This is a genomic window from Pseudomonas sp. SK (assembly GCF_012975065.1).
In the GTDB taxonomy this organism is placed as follows: domain Bacteria; phylum Pseudomonadota; class Gammaproteobacteria; order Pseudomonadales; family Pseudomonadaceae; genus Aquipseudomonas; species Aquipseudomonas anuradhapurensis.
The window spans coordinates 473,083-492,180 of the sequence record NZ_CP051857.1 but is presented as its reverse complement, the minus strand read 5'-3'; the positions used below and the strand labels follow the sequence as shown (position 1 = coordinate 492,180).

The following is a 19,098-nucleotide window of genomic DNA, read 5'->3' as shown; positions in this document are numbered from 1 at the left end:
AGGTGCTGCGCGGGCCTTGGGCCTGCCGCATTTGGGGAAGCTGGCTTGCCGGCGATGGGCTGCGCAGCAGCCCCAGGAACCGTGGCTTCAACCCAGCTCTACGATTTCATAGCCGTGGCTGATTTCGACCCCGGCACGCTCCAGCATGATCGAAGCCGAGCAGTACTTCTCTGCCGACAGCTCCACCGCACGCTTGACCTGCGCCTCTTTCAGCCCGCGCCCTTTCACCACGAAGTTCATATGAATCTTGGTGAACACCTTCGGGTCTTCGCCTGCACGCTCGGCCTCGAGGAACGCCTCGCAGCTTTCCACCGCCTGCCGCGACTTTTTCAGAATGCTCACCACGTCGAAGCTGCTGCAGCCACCCAGGCCCAGCAACAGCATCTCCATCGGTCGCACACCCAGGTTGCGGCCGCCGGCCTCGGGCGGGCCGTCCATCACGACGACGTGGCCGCTCCCCGATTCGCCGAGGAACATTGCCTCACCGGCCCACTGGATACGTGCCTTCATCTACCCGGACTCCTGATTTTGGGAAAAGGGTGTCAGCTTAGACCTTGTATGGCTGTGGGAAAAGTACGTGTCCTGTCGGTTTATTACCGAAACATCCTGTAGTGTCTGATAAGCTGGCGCCAATTGACTGGCGCCTGTCGCCAGCTGCCCTTTGAAAAAGCCAATGCGTCGCATCGAACAGGATTTCGTGATGGTTGCCTCTGCCTTACCCGCCAAGATAAAGAACATCGACAGACTGCTGGTGCACTGCCAGCGCCGCCGCTATCCGGCCAAGAGCAATATCATCTGCGCCGGCGACCGGGCCGAAACACTGTCATTCATCATCAAAGGCTCGGTGACCATCCTCATCGAGGACGACGAAGGCCATGAAATGATCATCGCCTACCTGAATAGCGGCGATTTCTTTGGCGAACTGGGCCTGTTCGAGCCCGCCAATAGCGAGCAGCACCGCAGTGCCTGGGTGCGCGCGAAAAGCGAATGCGAAGTGGCCGAGATCAGTTACGAGAAATTTCGCGAACTGGCACGCCAGGACCCGGAGATTCTCTACGCGCTGGGCAGCCAGATGGCCCAGCGCCTGCGCAACACCACCCGCAAGGTCGGCGACCTGGCGTTCTTCGACGTCACCGGGCGGGTTGCCCGTTGCCTGCTCGACCTGTGCAAGCAACCTGACGCCATGACCCACCCCGACGGCATGCAGATAAAGATCACCCGCCAGGAGATCGGCCGCATCGTCGGCTGCTCGCGGGAAATGGTCGGCCGCGTCCTCAAGGACCTCGAAGAACGCAGCCTGGTGCAGGTCAAAGGCAAGACCATGGTGGTCTACGGCACGCGCTAATCGCTGGGCAGGTCCGCCAGCACCTTGGCATAGGCCTGCGACAGGCGCTCGAACCAGGGCGCCTCGGGCGCCACTTCATGCAAGGCGATGTGTGCGTCGGCACGGCAGCGCTGGTCCAGTTCGCAGCACTCGTTGAAGCGGTTCACCGCTGCCACCATCGACTCGCGCTCGTTGTCCAGCAGCAGCGCACCATGCACCAGCACTACCGGGCGCTTGCCGCCCAGCCCCTGGCGCCAGCGTTGTGCGGTGCCCACCAGTTTGCGGCCATTGAGGTTGACGTTGTAGCGGCCGTCGCAGAAGGCCCCGTCGATCTCACCCACCGAGGCCACGCCGCCCCATTCGCGCAGCACGTCGCACAGCGGCAGGCACAGGCGCTCGTATGCGTTTTCGATACGGCCATGGTCACCTTCGCTGCGGGGGGCGACATAGACCAGTGCAACGTTTACCGTCGCATGCGACTGCGGTACGGGCTCGCCGCCGGTTTCGCGCAACAGCACCGGCCAGCCGGCAATCGCCAGCTCCGCACAGGCGGCTTCGAAATTGTCCAGGCGGCTCATGCGCCGCGGCATGACCAGGGCGTGGTCGGTAGGGCGCCAGAACAGTACGCCACTGTCGCGCTCGCCGCGGCACACGGCGGCCAACAACTCCTGTTCGGCGTGCAGGCCTTGTTCGACAGTCAGGGCCAGGGGTTGATCGGTCATTGATCCACCTTTGATGTTGTTTTTCAGGGGCCTCTTCGCGGCGGCTCGACACGCCCGCGAAGAGCCCATTGCAGGCATACAAAAAAGCCGGCATTGACGCCGGCTTGGTTTCGATCAGTCCAGTTGCTGAACAGTCTTCTTCACCTGTTCCGGGAAGAACAACCGCTGCAGCTCGAGCCCAGGCTGTTCGGCACGCATGAACGCCTCACCGACCAGGAACGAATAGACCTCGTTGATTTCCATCAGCTCCACATCGGCGCGGTTCAGGATACCGCTCTCGGTAACAGCCAGGCGATCACGCGGAATGCGCGGCAGCAGGTCAAGGGTGGTTTCCAGGCTGACCTCGAAGGTGTGCAGGTTGCGGTTGTTGACCCCCACCAGCGGTGTATCCAGGGTGTTCAACGCGCGCTCCAGCTCATCGCCATCGTGCGCTTCCACCAGCACGTCAAGGCCGACATCCTTCGCCGTGGCCGCCAGCTCGGCCATCTTCACGTCATCCAGTGCCGCCACGATCAGCAGTACGCAGTCTGCGCCCAAGGCCCGGGCTTCGACGATCTGGTACGGGTCGACCATGAAATCCTTGCGGATCACCGGCAGCGAAACTGCCGCGCGGGCCTGCTGCAGATATTCATCGGCACCCTGGAAATAATCCACATCGGTCAGCACCGACAGGCAGGTCGCCCCGCCTTTTTCGTAGCTGACGGCGATTTCCGCCGGCACGAAATGCTCGCGGATCACACCCTTGCTCGGCGAGGCCTTCTTGATTTCGGCAATCACAGCCGGCTGCTTGCGCCCGGCCTGTTCGATCAACGCCTTGGCAAAGCCACGCGGGGCGTCGGCAACCTTGGCCAGCGCTTCCAGTTCAGCCAGACTGACGCGCGCACTGCGCTCGGCCACTTCCTGGAACTTGCGGGCAATGATCCTTTCCAGCACCGTCGGCACACTCATGCTTCGTTCTCCACCTTGAATACTGCAGTAAAGGCACCCAGTTCCTGCAGCTTCTCCCAGGCCAGCCCGGTGTGCAGTACGTCGTGGGCCAGTTCCACACCGGCTTTCAGGCTCATGGCATGGTCAGCGGCATACAGCGCTGCGCCAGCATTGAGCACGATCATCTCGGCGGCCTTCTGGCCATTCTCGGTCTTGCGCCGCCCCAGCGCGTCACGAATCAACTCCAGCGACGCCTGCGGGTTCTCGACCGCCAGGCCATGCAGGCTCTGGCTCTTCATGCCAAGGTCTTCCGGCTCGACCCAGTATTCAGTGATCTCGCCATTTTTCAGTTCGGCAACGAAGGTGGGCGCGGCCAGGCTGAACTCGTCCAGGCCGTCCTTCGAGTGCACTACCAATACATGCTTGCTGCCCAGGCGCTGCAGCACCTCGGCCAATGGCCGGCACAGGGCCTGGGTGAACACCCCCACTACCTGATGCTTCACTCCGGCCGGATTCGTAAGCGGGCCGAGCATGTTGAACAGGGTACGCAGCCCCAGGTCGCGACGCGGGCCAGCGGCATGCTTCATGGCACTGTGATGGCTTTGTGCAAACATGAAGCCGATGCCCAGGCTGTCGATGCAGCGAGCCACCTGGGTGGGTGTGAGGTTCAGATAGATGCCTGCCGCTTCCAGCAGGTCGGCACTGCCGCTCTTGCCCGATACCGCGCGGTTGCCATGCTTGGCCACGGTGCAACCCGCCGCCGCCAGAACGAACGACGAGGCAGTGGAGACGTTGAAGATGTTGGCGCCATCGCCGCCGGTGCCGACGATATCGACCACGCCATCGAGGCTTTGCAGCTCGACCTTGTCGGCCAGTTCACGCATCACCGATACCGCACCGACGATTTCGTCGATGCTTTCGCTTTTCATGCGCATGCCCATCAGGAAGGCACCGATCTGCGCTTCGCTGCACTGGCCAGTCATGATCTGGCGCATGACGTCGCGCATTTCTTCGGTAGAAAGGTCCAGGTGGCCGACGATACGGCTTAACGCGCTCTTGATATCCATGGTCGATCCTTAGCGGCGGCCGCCGGTCTGCTTGAGGAAGTTGGCGAACAGCTCGTGGCCCTGTTCGGTAAGGATCGATTCAGGGTGGAACTGCACCCCTTCGATATTCAAGGTCTTGTGGCGCAGGCCCATGATTTCGTCGACCGAACCATCAGCGTGGGCGGTCCAGGCCGTCACTTCCAGGCACTCGGGCAGGGTTTCGCGCTTGACCACCAGCGAATGGTAGCGGGTCACGGTCAGCGGGTTGTTGAGGCCGGCGAACACACCAAGGTCACGGTGGTGGACCGGGCTGGTCTTGCCATGCATCACCTGGCGCGCACGCACCACGTCACCGCCAAACGCCTGGCCGATCGACTGGTGGCCCAGGCATACCCCGAGAATCGGCAGCTTGCCGGCAAAGTGCAGGATGGCCTCGATGGACACACCCGCCTCGCTCGGCGTGCATGGCCCTGGGGAAACGACGATGCGCTCGGGGTTCAGGGCTTCGATCTGGGCGATGGTCATTTCGTCGTTGCGAATGACCTTGACCTCCGCACCCAGCTCGCCAAGGTATTGAACGACGTTGTAAGTGAATGAGTCGTAATTGTCGATCATCAGTAACATCGGGTTGAACCTCTTGAATCTACTGACTTCAGAATTCGAACCTTCCTGCGCCAGCCAACAGGCGCAGCTTTGCCACAAGGGGCGGTAGACAGGAAGGCAAACGGGGACGGGCCGGGCGGGCCGGCAGGAGATAAAGTCAGGCGCGCCAACGCCAACGGGCGTGGGCCTTGATTACGCGCATCAAGAGTTTGCTGACGATCAACACAGGATAGGTCTCGCTCATACGTCACGGCACAGTAGCCTACCGGGGCGACGGGCGCAATATGCCCGTAAACACGGGGAAACGAATGGACTTGGGAGGGATGCCCTGCGATTTGCTAAGGTCGATCGGGTTGTCCAGATAAAAACAAAGAAAAGGATGTTCTCTGATGCGAAAAGCTGCGTTCGTACGTTTTACCGTCGCCTCACTGGCATTGGCCTGCAGCCAGGCTTTCGCTGCACCTTCGCCCTACTCGTCCATGATCGTGTTTGGCGACAGCCTGAGTGATTCCGGGCAGTTCGGTGGCATACGCTTCACCAACCGCGATGCCAATGGCAACTATGCGCCCGTTTCCCCCATGATCCTGGGTGGGCGCCTGGGCGTTAACCCAGCAGAGCTTGGCCCCTCCACTTCGCCGGTCAACCCGGCCCTCGGGCTGCCTGACGGCAACAATTGGGCGGTAGGCGGCTACACCACCCAACAGATCCTGGATTCGATCACCACCACGTCCGAGGTCGTCATCCCGCCCGGGCGCCCCGGTGCCGGGCTGGTCCTGCGTGACAAACCGGGCTACCTGGCCAATGGCCTGCGCGCCGACCCCAACGCGCTGTACTACCTGACCGGCGGCGGCAATGATTTCCTGCAAGGGTTGATCAGCAGCCCCACCGACGCGGTGGCCGCCGGTGCCCGCCTGGCCGCCAGCGCCCAGGCCCTGCAACAAGGTGGCGCCCGCTACATCATGGTCTGGCTGCTACCCGACCTCGGCCAAACCCCCAACTTCAGCGGCACGCCCGAGCAAAACCAGCTGTCGCTGCTGTCTGGCGCGTTCAACCAGGCGTTGCTCGGCCAGCTGGGGCAGATCGATGCCGAAATCATTCCGCTCAACATTCCCGTGCTGCTGAGCGAAGCGCTGGCTGATCCCAGCCAATATGGCCTGGCCAGTGGCCAGAACCTGGTCGGCACCTGCTACAGCGGCGAAGGCTGCGTGGAGAACCCGGTGTATGGCATCAATGGCAGCGCGCCAGACCCTACCAAGCTGCTGTTCAACGACTCGGTGCACCCGACCATCGCCGGTCAGCAACTGATTGCCGACTACGCCTATTCGATCCTCGCAGCCCCCTGGGAGCTGACCCTGCTACCGGAAATGGCCCACGCCAGCCTGCGCGCCCACCAGGACGAACTGCGCAACCAGTGGCAGACACCCTGGCAGGCGGTTGGCCAATGGCAGGCCTTCGTCTCCACCGGTGCCCAGGACCTGGACTTCGATGAGCAAAGCAGCGCGGCCAGCGGAGATGGCCGCGGCTACAACCTGACCCTGGGCGGCAGCTATCGGTTGAACGACACCTGGCGCCTGGGCCTGGCCGGCGGCGTGTATCGGCAGAAGCTGGAAGCCGGCGAACAGGACTCGGACTACAAGCTGGACAGCTACCTGGCCAGCGCCTTCGCCCAATACCGCCAGGACCGCTGGTGGGCCGATGCTGCGCTGACTGCCGGGCACCTGGACTACAGCGATCTGCAGCGTACCTTCGCCCTTGGCGTGAACGACCGCAGCGAAAAGGGTGATACCGACGGCGAGGCCTGGGCGATGTCGGCGCGGCTTGGCTATAACCTGGCGGCCGAAAGCAGCGGCTGGCAGCTGGCGCCGTTCGTCAGCGCCGACTATGCGCGGGTAAAGGTGGACGGCTATGACGAGAAGAGCGGGCGCTCGACGGCGCTGGGCTTCGATGATCAGGAGCGCACGTCACGTCGGCTGGGCGTGGGGTTGCTGGGCAGCGTGCAGGTTGCATCAGGCACCCGGCTGTTCGCCGAGGTGGCACAGGAGCATGAGTTTGAAGATGACCAGCAGGATGTGACGATGCACCTGGCCAGTCTGCCGGCGAATGACTTCACCCTGACCGGGTATACGCCACACAGCGACCTGACCCGGGCCAGCCTTGGGGTGAGCCATGAGGTGGTAGCGGGGGTGCACCTGCGTGGGAACTACAACTGGCGCAAGAGTGATGAGCTGACGCAGCAGGGCGTGAGTTTGGGCGTCAGCGTCGACTTTTGAATTGATGGGGCCGCTTTGCGGCCCTTCGCGGGCTCGCCCGCTCCCACAGGTACTGCACAGGCCTTGCAGCATGAGATCACCCTGTGGGAGCGGGCATGCCCGCGAAGGGCTGCAAAGCAGCCCCGATCAACATCTATTTGGCCGAAGTCTGCTCAGCCAACGCCACCGCGCGGAACATCGCCCGGCGCTTGTTGATGGTTTCTTCCCACTCCAGCGCTGGCACCGAGTCGGCAACGATGCCGCCACCAGCCTGCACATGCAGCTCGCCGTCCTTGATCACAGCGGTACGGATGGCAATCGCGGTATCCATGTTGCCATTCCAGGCAAAGTAACCGACCGCCCCGCCGTAGACCCCGCGCTTGACCGGCTCCAGTTCGTCGATGATCTCCATCGCGCGAATCTTCGGCGCCCCGGAAAGCGTACCGGCCGGCAGGATAGCCCGCAGCGCATCCATCGCCGTCAACCCTTCACGCAGCTGGCCGGTGACGTTGGACACGATGTGCATCACATTGGAATAGCGCTCGATCACCATCTTCTCGGTCAGGCGCACGCTACCGGTGGAAGACACACGGCCGACATCGTTGCGGCCCAGGTCGATCAGCATCAGGTGCTCGGCGATCTCCTTGTCATCCGACAGCAGATCGTCTTCCAACGCGCGGTCGGCCTCTTCGGTGGCACCACGCGGGCGGGTACCGGCAATCGGGCGAACGGTGACCAGGTTGTCCTCGACCCGCACCAGCACTTCGGGCGAACTGCCGACTACGTGGAAGTCGCCAAAGTTGAAGAAGTACATGTACGGCGTGGGGTTGAAGCAGCGCAGCGCGCGATAGAGGTCGATGGGCGCGGCGTTGAAGTCGATCGACATGCGCTGCGATGGCACCACCTGCATGCAGTCGCCAGCCAGGATGTATTCCTTGATACGGCCAACGGCGTTCTCGTAGTCCTCGCGGGTATAGCTGGAGCGGAATGCCGGCTCGGCGGCCTGCGGGCCGCTCAGGTCCAGGCCGCGGCGTGGCGTGATCGGCTGGCGCAGGGTTTCCAGCAGCCCTTGCAGCCGCGCCTGGCCGCGTTCGAATGCCTGCTCTTCAGCCGGGTCGACCAGCACGATGGCGTGCATCTTGCCCGCCAGGTTGTCGAACACCACCACCGCGTCCGACACCATCAACAGGATATCCGGCACACCCAACGGGTCTGGGTTGGGGCTGGCTCCCAGGCGTTTTTCCACGTAGCGCACGCAGTCATAGCCGAAGTAACCGACCAGGCCGCCGTTGAAGCGCGGCAGGCCAGGGATGTCGGCGACCTTGTAACGGTCCTTGAAGGTTTCGACGAAGGCCAGCGGGTCTTCGACGTCGTGGCTTTCTACCTCCACGCCATCTTGCAGGATGCTGACGTGGTAACCGTGTACACGCATCACCGTGCGCGACGGCAGGCCGATCATCGAGTAGCGGCCCCACTTCTCGCCGCCCTGCACCGATTCGAGCAGGTACGAGTTGGGCTGGTCGGCCAGTTTCAGGTAGATCGACAGCGGTGTGTCGAAGTCGGCCAGGGTTTCGCAGGCCAGGGGAATGCGGTTATAGCCGGCAGCGGCCAGGCGCAGGAATTCTTCGCGGGTCATGGGTAGCCTCGTGGCAAGCAGCAATAAGTCAGGCAAACGGACGGGCCGGCACGCGCCGGCAGGCAGAAGTCAGGCGCGCCAACGCCAACGGGCCAGGGCCTTGATGACTTTCATCCAGAACTTGCCAGTAACCGCCACGGTGGACTCTCTGTCTTGTGAGGCTTGAAGGTCCGCCAACGTTATCCCAGTGGCCAGGTCTGCGCAACCAGGCAGCAGTGCACGCAGGTCATCGATCACCAGGCTGGGGCATTCGTCGTGGATCGGCCGGCCATGGTTGTAGCCGTAGCTCAGGCCCACGCACTGCACACCAGCTGCCTTGGCGGCCAGCACATCACTGCGCGAGTCACCGACGAACAGCGACTGCTGCGGGGTGACGCCGGCCATCTGCATGACGAACAGCAGCGCCGCCGGGTCCGGTTTTTTTTGTGGCAGGGTGTCGCCGCCGATGATCCAGCGGAAGTACTTGCCGATCTTCATCTGGTCCAGCAGCGGGCCGACGAAGCGCTCGGGCTTGTTGGTGATCAGCGCCATCTCCACGCCCCGCTTGTGCAGCCAGCGCAGGGTGTCCTGCACGCCGGGGTAGACCACGGTCAGTTCGTGGCTTTCGGCATAGGCGTCCATGAACAGCGCCAGCGCCCTTTCGGCCAACGCGTCGTCCACGGCGGCGTGTTCGATGTCGCCGGCCAGCGCCCGGCGCACCAGCACCTGGGCGCCGTTACCCACCCAGTGGCGCACCGCCGCAAGGCCAGCGGGCGGGCGCCCCAGTTCGAGCAGCATGCGGTCCACGGCGGCAGCCAGGTCTGGCACGGAGTCGATCAGGGTACCGTCCAGATCGAACATCACCAGCCTGGGCAGCGTCCCCGGGAACAGCTGCTCGAAGCCGCTCATGGGCGCGCCTGAGCCAGTTCGGCGCGCATCCTGGCGATGACTTCCTGGTAGTCCGGGGCGTTGAAGATCGCCGAACCGGCCACGAAGGTGTCGGCGCCAGCGGCAGCGATCTCGCGGATGTTGTTGACGTTGACGCCACCGTCGATTTCCAGGCGGATATCACGGCCACTGGCATCGATCAGCGCACGCGCCTCACGCAGCTTGTCGAGGGTGCCGGGGATGAACTTCTGCCCGCCAAAGCCCGGGTTGACGCTCATCAGCAGCACCATGTCGATCTTGTCCATCACGTACTTCAGGGCATCCAGGCTGGTGGCCGGGTTGAACACCAGGCCGGCCTTGCAGCCGCCGTCCTTGATCAGTTGCAAGGAGCGGTCGATGTGCTGCGAGGCTTCTGGATGGAAGGTGATGTAGGTGGCGCCGGCTTCGATGAAGTCGCCGATGATGCGGTCGACCGGGCTGACCATCAGGTGCACGTCGATCGGGGCGGTGACGCCATACTTGCGCAGGGCGCTGCAGACCATCGGACCAATGGTCAGGTTGGGGACGTAGTGGTTGTCCATGACATCGAAATGGACGATGTCGGCACCCGCCGCCAATACCTTGTCGACGTCCTCGCCCAGGCGGGCGAAATCGGCGGAGAGAATGGAGGGGGCAATAGCGTAGGGCTGCATGGCGCACCTGTTGGCAGAATCACGGTGGCGCGCATTGTAACCCAGGCAAGCGGATGAGGGCTGATTGGTATCAACGGGTTTCGACCAGCTGTTTCAACCTGAACTGGCCTCTTCGCGGGCACGCCTGCTCCCACAGGTACCCCACAAGGCCCGAGGGCAGTGGAAATCCTGTGGGAGCGGGCGTGCCCGCAAAGAGGCCAGTTCAGACAACTGACAATCAGGCCGGTTGCTGGGTCCTCAGCTTCTCGCTACGCCCACGCAACCATTCCAGGGTCAGCAGCAGTATCACCGAGAAGGCGATCAACAAGGTGGCCGCCGCCGCAATCGTCGGGCTCAGGTTTTCGCGGATGCCACTGAACATCTGCCGTGGCAGGGTCGCCTGTTCCGGGCCGGCGAGGAACAGTGTTACCACTACCTCGTCGAACGACGTGGCAAAGGCGAACAACGCCCCCGAGATGACCCCGGGCGCGATCAGCGGCAGGGTCACCCGGCGGAAGGTCAGCAGCGGCGAGGCGCCCAGGCTGGCCGCCGCGCGCACGAGGTTGTAATTGAAGCCTTGCAGGGTCGCCGACACGGTAATGATGACGAACGGTACCCCCAGCACCGCGTGCACCAGGATCAGCGAAGTGAAGCTGTTGCCCATGCCAAGCGGGGCGAAGAACAGGTAGCTGGCCACACCGATGATCACCACCGGCACCACCATCGGCGAAATCACCAGCGCCATCACCAGCGACTTGCCCGGGAAATCGCCACGGGTGAGGCCGATCGCCGCCAGGGTACCGAACACCATGGCCAGCACCGTGGCCGCCGGGGCGACGATAATGCTGTTCTTCAAGGCGCGCATCCATTCGGCCGAGCCGAAGAAGTCCTGGTACCAGTGCAGCGAGAAGCCCTGCAACGGGTACACCAGGAAGCTGCCACTGTTGAACGACAGCGGCACGATCACCAGCACCGGCAGAATGAGGAACAGCAGGACCAGACCGCAAAGAATACGCAGGCTGTAGAACCACACCCGCTCCACGGGCGACATGTAAGGGCTCAGCATGACAAGGCTCCTCAGCTCAAGCGCAGGCGGCTGGCGCCGACCAGCCAGCTATAGATCAGGTACAACAGCACGGTCGCCAGCAGCAACAGCCCGCCCAGCGCGGTGGCCATGCCCCAGTTGATGCTGGTGTTGGTGTAGAAGGCGACGAAGTAGCTGACCATCTGGTCGTTCGGGCTGCCCAGCAAGGCCGGGGTGATGTAGTAGCCGATGGCCAGAATGAACACCAGCAGGCAACCCGCGCCTACACCGGCGTAGGTCTGCGGGAAGTACACCCGCCAGAAGCTGGCGAACGGGTGGCAGCCCAGCGAGATCGCCGCGCGCATGTAGCTGGGCGAAATGCCCTTCATTACGCTGTACAGCGGCAGGATCATGAACGGCAGCAGGATGTGCACCATCGAGATGTACACGCCGGTGCGGTTGAACACCAGTTCCAGTGGCTGGTCGATGATGCCCATGGCCATCAGCGCGCTGTTGATCAGGCCACCGGACTGCAACAGCACGATCCACGCGGCCACTCGCACCAGGATCGAAGTCCAGAACGGCAGCAGCACCAGGATCATCAGCAGGTTGCTTTGCCGGGTCGGCAGGTTGGCCAGCAGGTAGGCCAACGGGTAGGCCAGCACCAGGCAGATGGCAGTAATCACCACCCCCATCCACAGGGTGCGGGCAAAGATGTCCAGGTAGATGGCCTGGTCAGGGGTGGCCTTGGCCAGTTCGCCAAGGTCGTCGATACGATGGTCGAGCGAAGCCAGCAGGTAGAACGAGGTCACCGTGCTGGTGTTGCGGCGGATCGCCTGCCAGTAGGCCGGGTCGCCCCAACGCTCGTCGAGCGCCTGCAAGGCATCTTTATAGGAAGCGGGTTCGCTCTTGAATGGCAGCGCCCGCGCGGTCTTGGCCAACAGGCTGCGATAGCCGGCCAGCTCCATGTTCAGGCGCTTGGACAGGTCGCCCAGGGTCTGGTTCTTGCGCGATTCGGCCAGGTCCTGGCTCAGCGCCTTGTACACATCCTCGCCCGGCAGGCTCTTGCCGTCCCACTGGGTGATGACATCCACCGTACGCGGCAGGCCGCCAACCACTTCCGGGTTGCCGACACTCTTGTACAGCAATGCCGCGATCGGCACCAGGAACACCAGCAGGAGAAACAGCGCCAGCGGCGCGATCAACGCCTGCGCCTTCCAGCGGTTGACCCGCTCGGCGTGCTTGAGGCGCTGCTTGAGACTTGGACCTGCGCCTTCGTTGAGGGGCACTGCAATGGCCATGGCGAACTCCGCAATACAGGCTGAAATAGGGGCCGCCATGCGGCCCCACACACCGGGCTGTTACTTCTTCGCCGCCCAGGCGTTGAAGCGTTGCTCCAGTTGCTCGCTGTTGTCGGCCCAGAAGGCCACGTCGATCTGCACCTGGTTGGCAATGTTCTCAGGCGTGGTCGGCATGTCTTTCTTCACCTCGTCCGACAGCAGGCTCACGGCTTTCGAGTTGGCCGGGCCGTAGGCGATGTTCTCGGAGTAGGTCTTCTGCTGCTCCGGCTGCACGCTGAAGGCGATGAATTTCTTCGCCTCGTCGGCGTCCTTGGCCCCTTTCGGGATGGCCCAGGCGTCGAAGTCGTAGATGCCGCCGTTCCACACAACTTTCAGGTTGCTCTCTTTCTGCACCGCGGCGATGCGGCCGTTGTAGGCCGAGCTCATGACCACGTCACCCGAGGCCAGGTACTGCGGCGGCTGGGCGCCGGCCTCCCACCACTGGATGCTTGGCTTGAGTTCGTCGAGCTTCTTGAAGGCGCGGTCCACGCCCTCTTTGGTGCCCAGCACCTGGTACACGTCCTTCGGCGCCACACCGTCGGCCATCAGGGCGAATTCCAGGGTGTACTTGGCACCCTTGCGCAGGCCGCGCTTGCCCGGGAATTTCTTGGTGTCCCAGAAATCCGCCCAGCTGGTAGGTGCGGTCTTGAGCTTGTCGGCGTTGTAGGCCAGCACCGTGGACCACACGAAGAAGCCTACGCCGCAAGGCTGGATGGCACCTGGCACATAGTCGGCCTCATTGCCGAACAGCGCCGGGTCGAGTTCTTCGAACATGCCCTCGTCACAGCCACGGGCCAGCTCTGGCGATTCCACTTCCACCAGGTTCCAGGACACACTCTTGGTGTCGACCATGGCTTTGACCTTGGCCATCTCGCCGTTGTATTCGCCAGCGACGATCTTGCCCTTGTTGGCCTTTTCCCACGGCTCATAGAACGCCTTGACCTGGGCCGCCTTGTTGGCACCGCCGAACGACACCACGGTCAGGTCTGCGGCCATGGCCTGGCCAGCGGCGAACAGCCCCAGGGCCAGGGCGGTCAGTTTCAACTGCTTGCGCATTATTATTCTCTCCACAGTACAGGGTTGGTGAAGCAATCCATCAATGGGCTTCGGCAATCGGATCGAGCGCGCGGGCGTGCTCCACCTCCCAGCCCAGGGGTACTACATCGCCCACGGCCAGGGCCGGGTCGAGCTCGGCAATGGGCTGCTTCACGAAGAAGTCGCCCTTGCCGCAAACTTCCAGGCGCACCCGTACGTGGTCGCCCAGGTAGATGAATTCGGCCACCCGCCCCGAGAAGCGGTTTACGCAGCGCTCGCTGTGGCCGTTCAGGCGCACACGCTCCGGGCGGATCGACAGGGTCACCGGCTCACCGGCCTGGCCGACATTCACCGCCAGCGCCTCGACCCGCTCGCCACGCGCCAGCTGCACCTGGCAGCGTTTGCCATCGCTGGCCAGCAAGGTGCCGTTGATGCGGTTGTTCTCACCGATGAAGTTGGCGACGAAGGTGTTGCAGGGCTCTTCGTACAAGGTACGCGGGTCGGCAATCTGCTGGATCTCGCCCTGGTGGAACACCGCCACACGGTCAGACATGGTCAGCGCTTCGCCCTGGTCGTGGGTCACGTACACCACGGTCACGCCCAGGCGCTGGTGGATGTGCTTGATCTCCATCTGCATGTGCTCACGCAGCTGTTTATCGAGCGCACCCAGCGGTTCGTCCATCAGCACCAGCTGGGGCTCGAACACCAGGGCGCGGGCCAGGGCCACGCGCTGCTGCTGGCCGCCGGACAGCTGGCCGGGGTAGCGCTTGGCGAAGGCGTCGAGCTGGACCATGTTCAGCACGCGCTTGACCCGCTCGCTGATGTCGGTCTTGCTCAGGTTGCGCACGGTCAGCGGGAACGCCAGGTTCTCGGCCACGGTCATGTGCGGGAACAGCGCGTAGTTCTGGAACACCATGCCGATGTCGCGCTTGTGCGGTGGCACGTTGTTGATCGAACGCCCGGCCAGCTGGATTTCACCGGCGGTTGGGGTCTCGAAGCCGGCCAGCATCATCAGGCTGGTGGTCTTGCCCGAGCCGGACGGGCCGAGCAGGGTAAGGAATTCGCCCTTGCGGATATCCAGGTTGAGGTCCTTGACGATCAGCGACTCGCCGTCGTAGCTCTTCTGCACACCACGGAAGCTGACCAGCGTTTCGCTGGTTGCAGCGTTCGACTTCGCCTCGCTCATGCCTGCACCTTCTTGTTGGATGACTGCGTAGGCAAAAGATTAGACAAGGCGCATGCGCCCGGAAATCGGGGGTGCTGAGAGAATGCCATCATCCGGCTGGAAGATTTGTTGTAGGGATTCCCCTACAAGGATGGCGGGTTTGGAATGCTCATCCGAGCCACCCGCCAAACCTGTGGGAGCGGGCAAGCCCGCGAAAGGGCAGGTTCAGCCATAGAGATCCGCAGGTCAGGCCCTTTCGCGGGCACGCCCGCTCCCACAGGGGCCTCGGCAAGTTCCGAGAACAGGCATGTCGCAATCAGACCAGCTTGTGCTCCATGGCGTACTTCACCAACTCTGCCAGCGAGTTCACCTTCAGCTTCTGCATCAAGCGCGCCTTGTGGGTGCTGATGGTCTTGCTCGACAGCGCCAGCTGCTGGGCGATGTCATTGACGTTGGCGCCCTGGGCCAGGCGCTCGAACACCGAAAACTCGCGCTCCGACAATAGTGTGTGCAACGGCCGTGACTCGGTCAGGCCCACTTCGAACACCATGCGGTCGGCCAGCGCCGGGTCGATATAGCGCCCGCCTGCAGCAACCCGGCGAATGGCGGTCAGCAACAACGCCGGGTCGCTGTCCTTGGTCGCATAGCCCGCCGCCCCGGCCTTCAGCGCGCGCGCCGCCATCTGCGCCTCATCGTGCATCGACAACATCAGGATCGCCGGCGCGTCATGCAGGGCACGGATCCGCGGGATCGCCTCCAGGCCATTCACGCCCGGCATCGAGATGTCCAGCAACACGACCTCGCACGGCGTATGGCGCAAGGTTTCCAGCAGTTGCTCGCCGTTAGCTGCCTCCCCCGCCACCTGCATGTCCTTGGCCAGGCCAATCAACTGCTTGATGCCTTCACGGACAATGGTGTGGTCTTCGGCCACCAGCACTCGAATCACGATCGCTCTCCTACTCCAACGGAATGGCCACGCTCAGGCTGGTGCCTTCGCCCGGTTCACTATCCAGCGCCATGCTGCCGCCCAGCATCAGCACCCGTTCACGCACGCCTACCAGGCCAAACGACGCAGGCCGGGGCTGGTCGCGGCAAAACCCTTGCCCATCATCGCTGACGGTCATGCGCAATTGCCCGTGCTCATGCACCAGTTCGATCTCCACGCTGTGCGCCTGGGCGTGGCGCATCACGTTGGTCAGCGCCTCCTGCAGGATACGGAACAGCCCAATGGCCTTGGCATCGCTCAATGCTGGCAGATTATCCGGTACTTGTACCAGGCAGGGGATTTGCGTGCGCGCCTCGAAGCGCCGCGCCTGCCACTCGATGGCCGAGGCAATGCCGGCATCGAGGATCGGTGGGCGCAAGGCGGTGGCCACGTCGCGCACCAGCTGGAACAGCTGGGCGATCAGGCGCTTCATGCTGTCCAGGCGCTCGTGCAGGCCCGGGTCCAGTTCGGCGAAGGCCAGTTCGCACATCGACACTTCCAGCTTGAGCACGGTCAGCATCTGCCCCAGCTCATCGTGCACTTCGCGGGCGATGCGGGCCTTTTCTTCCTCGCGCACGCTCTCCAGATGGGCCGACAATTCGCGCAGTTGCTCCTGGGACTTGGCTAGCGCCAACTCGGCCCGCTTGCCCTGGGTGATGTCCCACACCACGCCATCCCATACCACCCGGCCATCGGCCAGGCGCCGGGTACTGGCCTTGATGTCGGCCCAGCGCTGTTCGCCCTGACGGGTGAGGATACGCCCCTGCCAGGACCAGTCCTGGTCGCTGGCCAGGGCCAGGTCCTGTACCCGGTGGTAATCGGCACGGTCGTCGGGGTGCACCAGGTTGCGCAGGCCCATCTGCGGGTGCTGGATCTCGCTGGGCGCATAGCCCACCAGCGCCTCGCTGCCCTCGCTGATGTAGGGGAACTCCAGGTCACCCTCGGCCGGGTCGCGTTCGAGGCGGAACACCAGCCCCGGCACGTTGCCGGCAATCCCCTTGAGCCGCGCCTCGCTTTCGCGCAGCGCCGCCAGGGCGCGGTGGCGCTCGGTGACATCGGCGAGGTAGACCACCAGGTACTCGGAATCACGAAAGCGCAGGAAGCTCAGCGACAATTCCACCGGCAGCAGGCTCTGGTCGGCCCGCCGACACTGCGTTTCAAACTGGCCGACACCCACCTCCCCGGCGCGCGCGCCCTTCCATAGCTCGAGCCAGCGATCCATGGTCAGGTTGGGCTCGAAGGTGCTCAGCGGCCGTTCCAGCAGCTCGCCTTCGCCATAGCCGAGCATGCGTTCGGCGGCATGGTTGGCATAGCGTACATGGCTGTCCCAGTTGACCCAGAGGATGCCCACGGTGCTCTGGTCAATGGCAAACTGGCTCAGGCGCAGCGCTTCTTCGCGGACCTGTCGCTCTGCCAGGGTTTCCCGCGTGGCCAGCAGGCTGCGCTCCAGCTGGCGCTGCTGTCGGCGCTGCCATACCAGGGTGGCCAGCGCGCACAGCAACAGCATGGCGGACAGCAAGGCCAGGTTCTGCCAGAAGCCGGTCGACTCGCTCAGGCGTGGGTACTTCGGTTGCAACCAACGCTGGTGCAGTTGCTCCAGCTCCTTGGCCGGCAGCGCCTGCAGGCCACGCTCGAGCACATCGGCCAGCAGCGGCCAGTCGCGCCGCGAACCGATGCGCAGCAACTGCGGCAAACCGATGTCGCCGACCACTGCCAGCTCGCCGAACTCGCTCTCGCGGGACAGGCGGCTGAGCTGGGCTTCATCCAGCACCGCGAAACTGGCCTGGCCGCCCACCACCAGCTGCAACGCCTCGCGCTCGTTGGGCACCCCTTGCAGGTTGAGGTTGTTGTAGTTGGCGCGCAGGTAGTCCGCCAGCTGGCTGGGCATGCGTACCGCCACACGCTGCTCGACCTCGAGTCTTTCCAGCTCCACGGCCATCGCCCCGGTGCGTGGCCCGACCACCAGTTGCGGCACACGCATGTACGGGTCGCTGAACAGCCACAGGCGCAAGCTGGCCGGGGTCTGGGTCAGGCCCGGGGCAAAGTCGATCTCCCCCGCCTGCAGGGCGTGCTCAAGGCTGGCCTGGTCAGCGAAATTGCGCCAGGTCAGGTCCAGCTGCAGCGCTTGCGCCAGGCTGCTGACCAACTCGACATTGGCCCCATACAGTTGCTGCAGACGCCGGTCGAACTGCGCGTACGGTGCCTGCAGCACCAAGCCCACGCGCAAGCTGCGATGCGTGTCCAGCCATTGCTGCTGGGCAGGCTCCAGCACTACCGAGGGCAGTGCCTCGGGCCTGGCCAATGCAATCAAGGGCAGCCATAAACAGCCGATAACCAACAGGCGACGCACTCGCTTCATCTACACGCTCGTCTTGGCAAAGGCGGCCATGCAGCATGGCCGTCACGGGCAAATACTATTAGGCTGCCGGTATCATTCTGGCCTTGGGTTGACTCATGTCCACACTTTATCGCACGACGCTGGCAATGTGCTGCCTGGCCTCGTTCCTTCCACTCGGCGCCTCGGCCGCCGATGCCGAACAACCACCTGTCACCAACGAGGCCCCGGCTGCTCCAGCCCCGCGCCCGCCGTTGCTGGAGCGTAGCCAGGAGGACGCCCAGGCGCTCGAACGGCTGGTGCCCAAGGCCGAGCAACAGACGCTGCAAGGCGGCGCCGACAGCTTCCTGGCACTGTGGAAACCGGCCAACGACAGCGACCCGCAAGGGGCTGTGATCATCGTGCCCGGCGCCGGTGAAACGGCCGATTGGCCAAACGCGGTCGGTCCGCTGCGGCGCAAGTTCCCCGATGTCGGCTGGCACAGCCTGAGCATCAGCCTGCCCGACCTGCTGGCCGACAGCCCGCAGGCGCGGGTAGAAGCCAAGCCGGCGGCCAAGCCAGCGCCAGAACAGGGCGAAAGCGCCCCGGCCAAGGACTTGCCAGCCGATGCCAACGCCAATGTCGCACAGGCCACTGCGGCCGATGCCGACACGGCAGAAAGCACTGATGCCGCACAGGCCAGCGAGCAAACCGACCCGGCCGATGCCGCGCGCATCTTCGCGCGCCTGGATGCTGCAGTGGCCTTTGCCCAGCAGCATAACGCTCGCAGCATCGTGTTGATTGGCCATGGCAGCGGCGCGTATTGGGCGGCCCGCTACCTGAGCGAACAGCAGCCACCGCAGGTGCAAAAGCTGGTGCTGGTGGCTGCGCAGACACCGGCGCGGGTGGAGCATGACCTGGAAAGCCTGGTTCCCACCTTGAAAGTGCCCACTGCCGATATCTACTACGCCACCCGCAGCGCCGACCGCAGCGCGGCCGCGCAGCGCCTGCAGGCCAGCAAGCGGCAGAAGGACAGCCAGTACCGGCAGTTGTCGCTGATTGCCATGCCGGGGAACAAGGCAGCGGAACAAGAGCAGCTGTTCCGCCGGGTGCGGGGGTGGATGAGTCTGTAGGAGCGGATTTATCCGCGATGCAGGCGACGCGGTGTATGGCACCGGCTGTGCCGGTGA

General features: G+C 63.8%; 17 protein-coding genes. 3 read left to right on the top strand and 14 right to left on the bottom strand.

Annotation, left to right across the window (positions count from 1 at the left end):
- Positions 1-87 precede the first annotated feature (87 nt).
- A complete protein-coding gene (locus tag HG549_RS02140; protein ID WP_170027973.1) occupies positions 88-510 on the bottom strand; it encodes an OsmC family protein in 423 nt (140 codons plus the stop codon).
- Between the two features lie 190 nt (positions 511-700).
- On the opposite strand from HG549_RS02140, the gene crp reads away from it, so the two are divergent.
- A complete protein-coding gene (gene crp, locus HG549_RS02135; protein WP_170027972.1) occupies positions 701-1,345 on the top strand; it encodes a cAMP-activated global transcriptional regulator CRP in 645 nt (214 codons plus the stop codon).
- Here crp and HG549_RS02130 read toward each other — a convergent pair.
- From HG549_RS02130 to HG549_RS02115, 4 genes are all read right to left on the bottom strand, one after another.
- Positions 1,342-2,046 carry a lipoate--protein ligase family protein gene (locus HG549_RS02130; protein WP_170027971.1) on the bottom strand — a complete coding sequence of 235 codons (705 nt, stop codon included), beginning with the start codon at positions 2,044-2,046 and terminating at the stop codon, positions 1,342-1,344. The genes crp and HG549_RS02130 overlap by 4 nt on opposite strands.
- Before the next feature lie 114 nt (positions 2,047-2,160).
- Entirely contained in the window at positions 2,161-2,994 is an 834-nt protein-coding gene (gene trpC, locus HG549_RS02125; RefSeq protein ID WP_170027970.1) for an indole-3-glycerol phosphate synthase TrpC, read from the bottom strand.
- Positions 2,991-4,040: an anthranilate phosphoribosyltransferase gene (gene trpD / locus HG549_RS02120; protein WP_170027969.1), complete on the bottom strand. Its 1,050-nt coding sequence runs from the start codon at positions 4,038-4,040 to the stop codon at positions 2,991-2,993. Before trpD ends, trpC begins: the two co-directional genes overlap by 4 nt.
- A 9-nt stretch (positions 4,041-4,049) precedes the next feature.
- Positions 4,050-4,643 carry an aminodeoxychorismate/anthranilate synthase component II gene (locus HG549_RS02115; protein ID WP_003259809.1) on the bottom strand — a complete coding sequence of 198 codons (594 nt, stop codon included), beginning with the start codon at positions 4,641-4,643 and terminating at the stop codon, positions 4,050-4,052.
- A 368-nt stretch (positions 4,644-5,011) separates the two neighbouring features.
- On the opposite strand from HG549_RS02115, the gene estP reads away from it, so the two are divergent.
- Positions 5,012-6,892, top strand: coding sequence for an esterase EstP (gene estP / locus HG549_RS02110; RefSeq protein ID WP_170027968.1), 1,881 nt, complete (start codon positions 5,012-5,014; stop codon positions 6,890-6,892).
- Between the two features lie 133 nt (positions 6,893-7,025).
- On the opposite strand, the gene trpE is transcribed toward estP, so the two are convergent.
- The 9 genes from trpE to HG549_RS02065 all read right to left on the bottom strand — a co-directional run bounded on the left by trpE (position 7,026) and on the right by HG549_RS02065 (position 17,953).
- Positions 7,026-8,507, bottom strand: coding sequence for an anthranilate synthase component I (gene trpE, locus HG549_RS02105; protein WP_170027967.1), 1,482 nt, complete (start codon positions 8,505-8,507; stop codon positions 7,026-7,028).
- A gap of 69 nt (positions 8,508-8,576) precedes the next feature.
- Positions 8,577-9,395 (bottom strand): phosphoglycolate phosphatase, encoded by an 819-nt coding sequence (locus HG549_RS02100; protein ID WP_170027966.1) that lies wholly within the window; start codon positions 9,393-9,395, stop codon positions 8,577-8,579.
- Entirely contained in the window at positions 9,392-10,066 is a 675-nt protein-coding gene (gene rpe, locus HG549_RS02095; protein ID WP_170027965.1) for a ribulose-phosphate 3-epimerase, read from the bottom strand. Before rpe ends, HG549_RS02100 begins: the two co-directional genes overlap by 4 nt.
- Before the next feature lie 217 nt (positions 10,067-10,283).
- The gene (locus tag HG549_RS02090) at positions 10,284-11,111 is read right to left on the bottom strand and encodes an ABC transporter permease (protein WP_170027964.1); all 828 of its coding nucleotides are present in this window, start codon (positions 11,109-11,111) and stop codon (positions 10,284-10,286) included.
- An 11-nt stretch (positions 11,112-11,122) separates the two neighbouring features.
- Positions 11,123-12,370 carry an ABC transporter permease gene (locus tag HG549_RS02085; protein ID WP_170027963.1) on the bottom strand — a complete coding sequence of 416 codons (1,248 nt, stop codon included), beginning with the start codon at positions 12,368-12,370 and terminating at the stop codon, positions 11,123-11,125.
- Between the two features lie 60 nt (positions 12,371-12,430).
- Positions 12,431-13,465 (bottom strand): ABC transporter substrate-binding protein, encoded by a 1,035-nt coding sequence (locus tag HG549_RS02080; protein ID WP_170027962.1) that lies wholly within the window; start codon positions 13,463-13,465, stop codon positions 12,431-12,433.
- Between the two features lie 40 nt (positions 13,466-13,505).
- Positions 13,506-14,630, bottom strand: coding sequence for an ABC transporter ATP-binding protein (locus HG549_RS02075; RefSeq protein ID WP_170027961.1), 1,125 nt, complete (start codon positions 14,628-14,630; stop codon positions 13,506-13,508).
- A gap of 295 nt (positions 14,631-14,925) precedes the next feature.
- Positions 14,926-15,558 carry a response regulator transcription factor gene (locus HG549_RS02070; RefSeq protein ID WP_170034010.1) on the bottom strand — a complete coding sequence of 211 codons (633 nt, stop codon included), beginning with the start codon at positions 15,556-15,558 and terminating at the stop codon, positions 14,926-14,928.
- A 7-nt stretch (positions 15,559-15,565) separates the two neighbouring features.
- Complete coding sequence (locus tag HG549_RS02065) at positions 15,566-17,953, bottom strand: PAS domain S-box protein (protein WP_170027960.1); 2,388 nt, start codon at positions 17,951-17,953, stop codon at positions 15,566-15,568.
- A gap of 95 nt (positions 17,954-18,048) precedes the next feature.
- Here HG549_RS02065 and HG549_RS02060 point away from each other — a divergent pair, with 95 nt between their 5' ends.
- Complete coding sequence (locus HG549_RS02060; protein ID WP_170027959.1) at positions 18,049-19,041, top strand: alpha/beta hydrolase family protein; 993 nt, start codon at positions 18,049-18,051, stop codon at positions 19,039-19,041.
- Positions 19,042-19,098 lie beyond the last annotated feature (57 nt).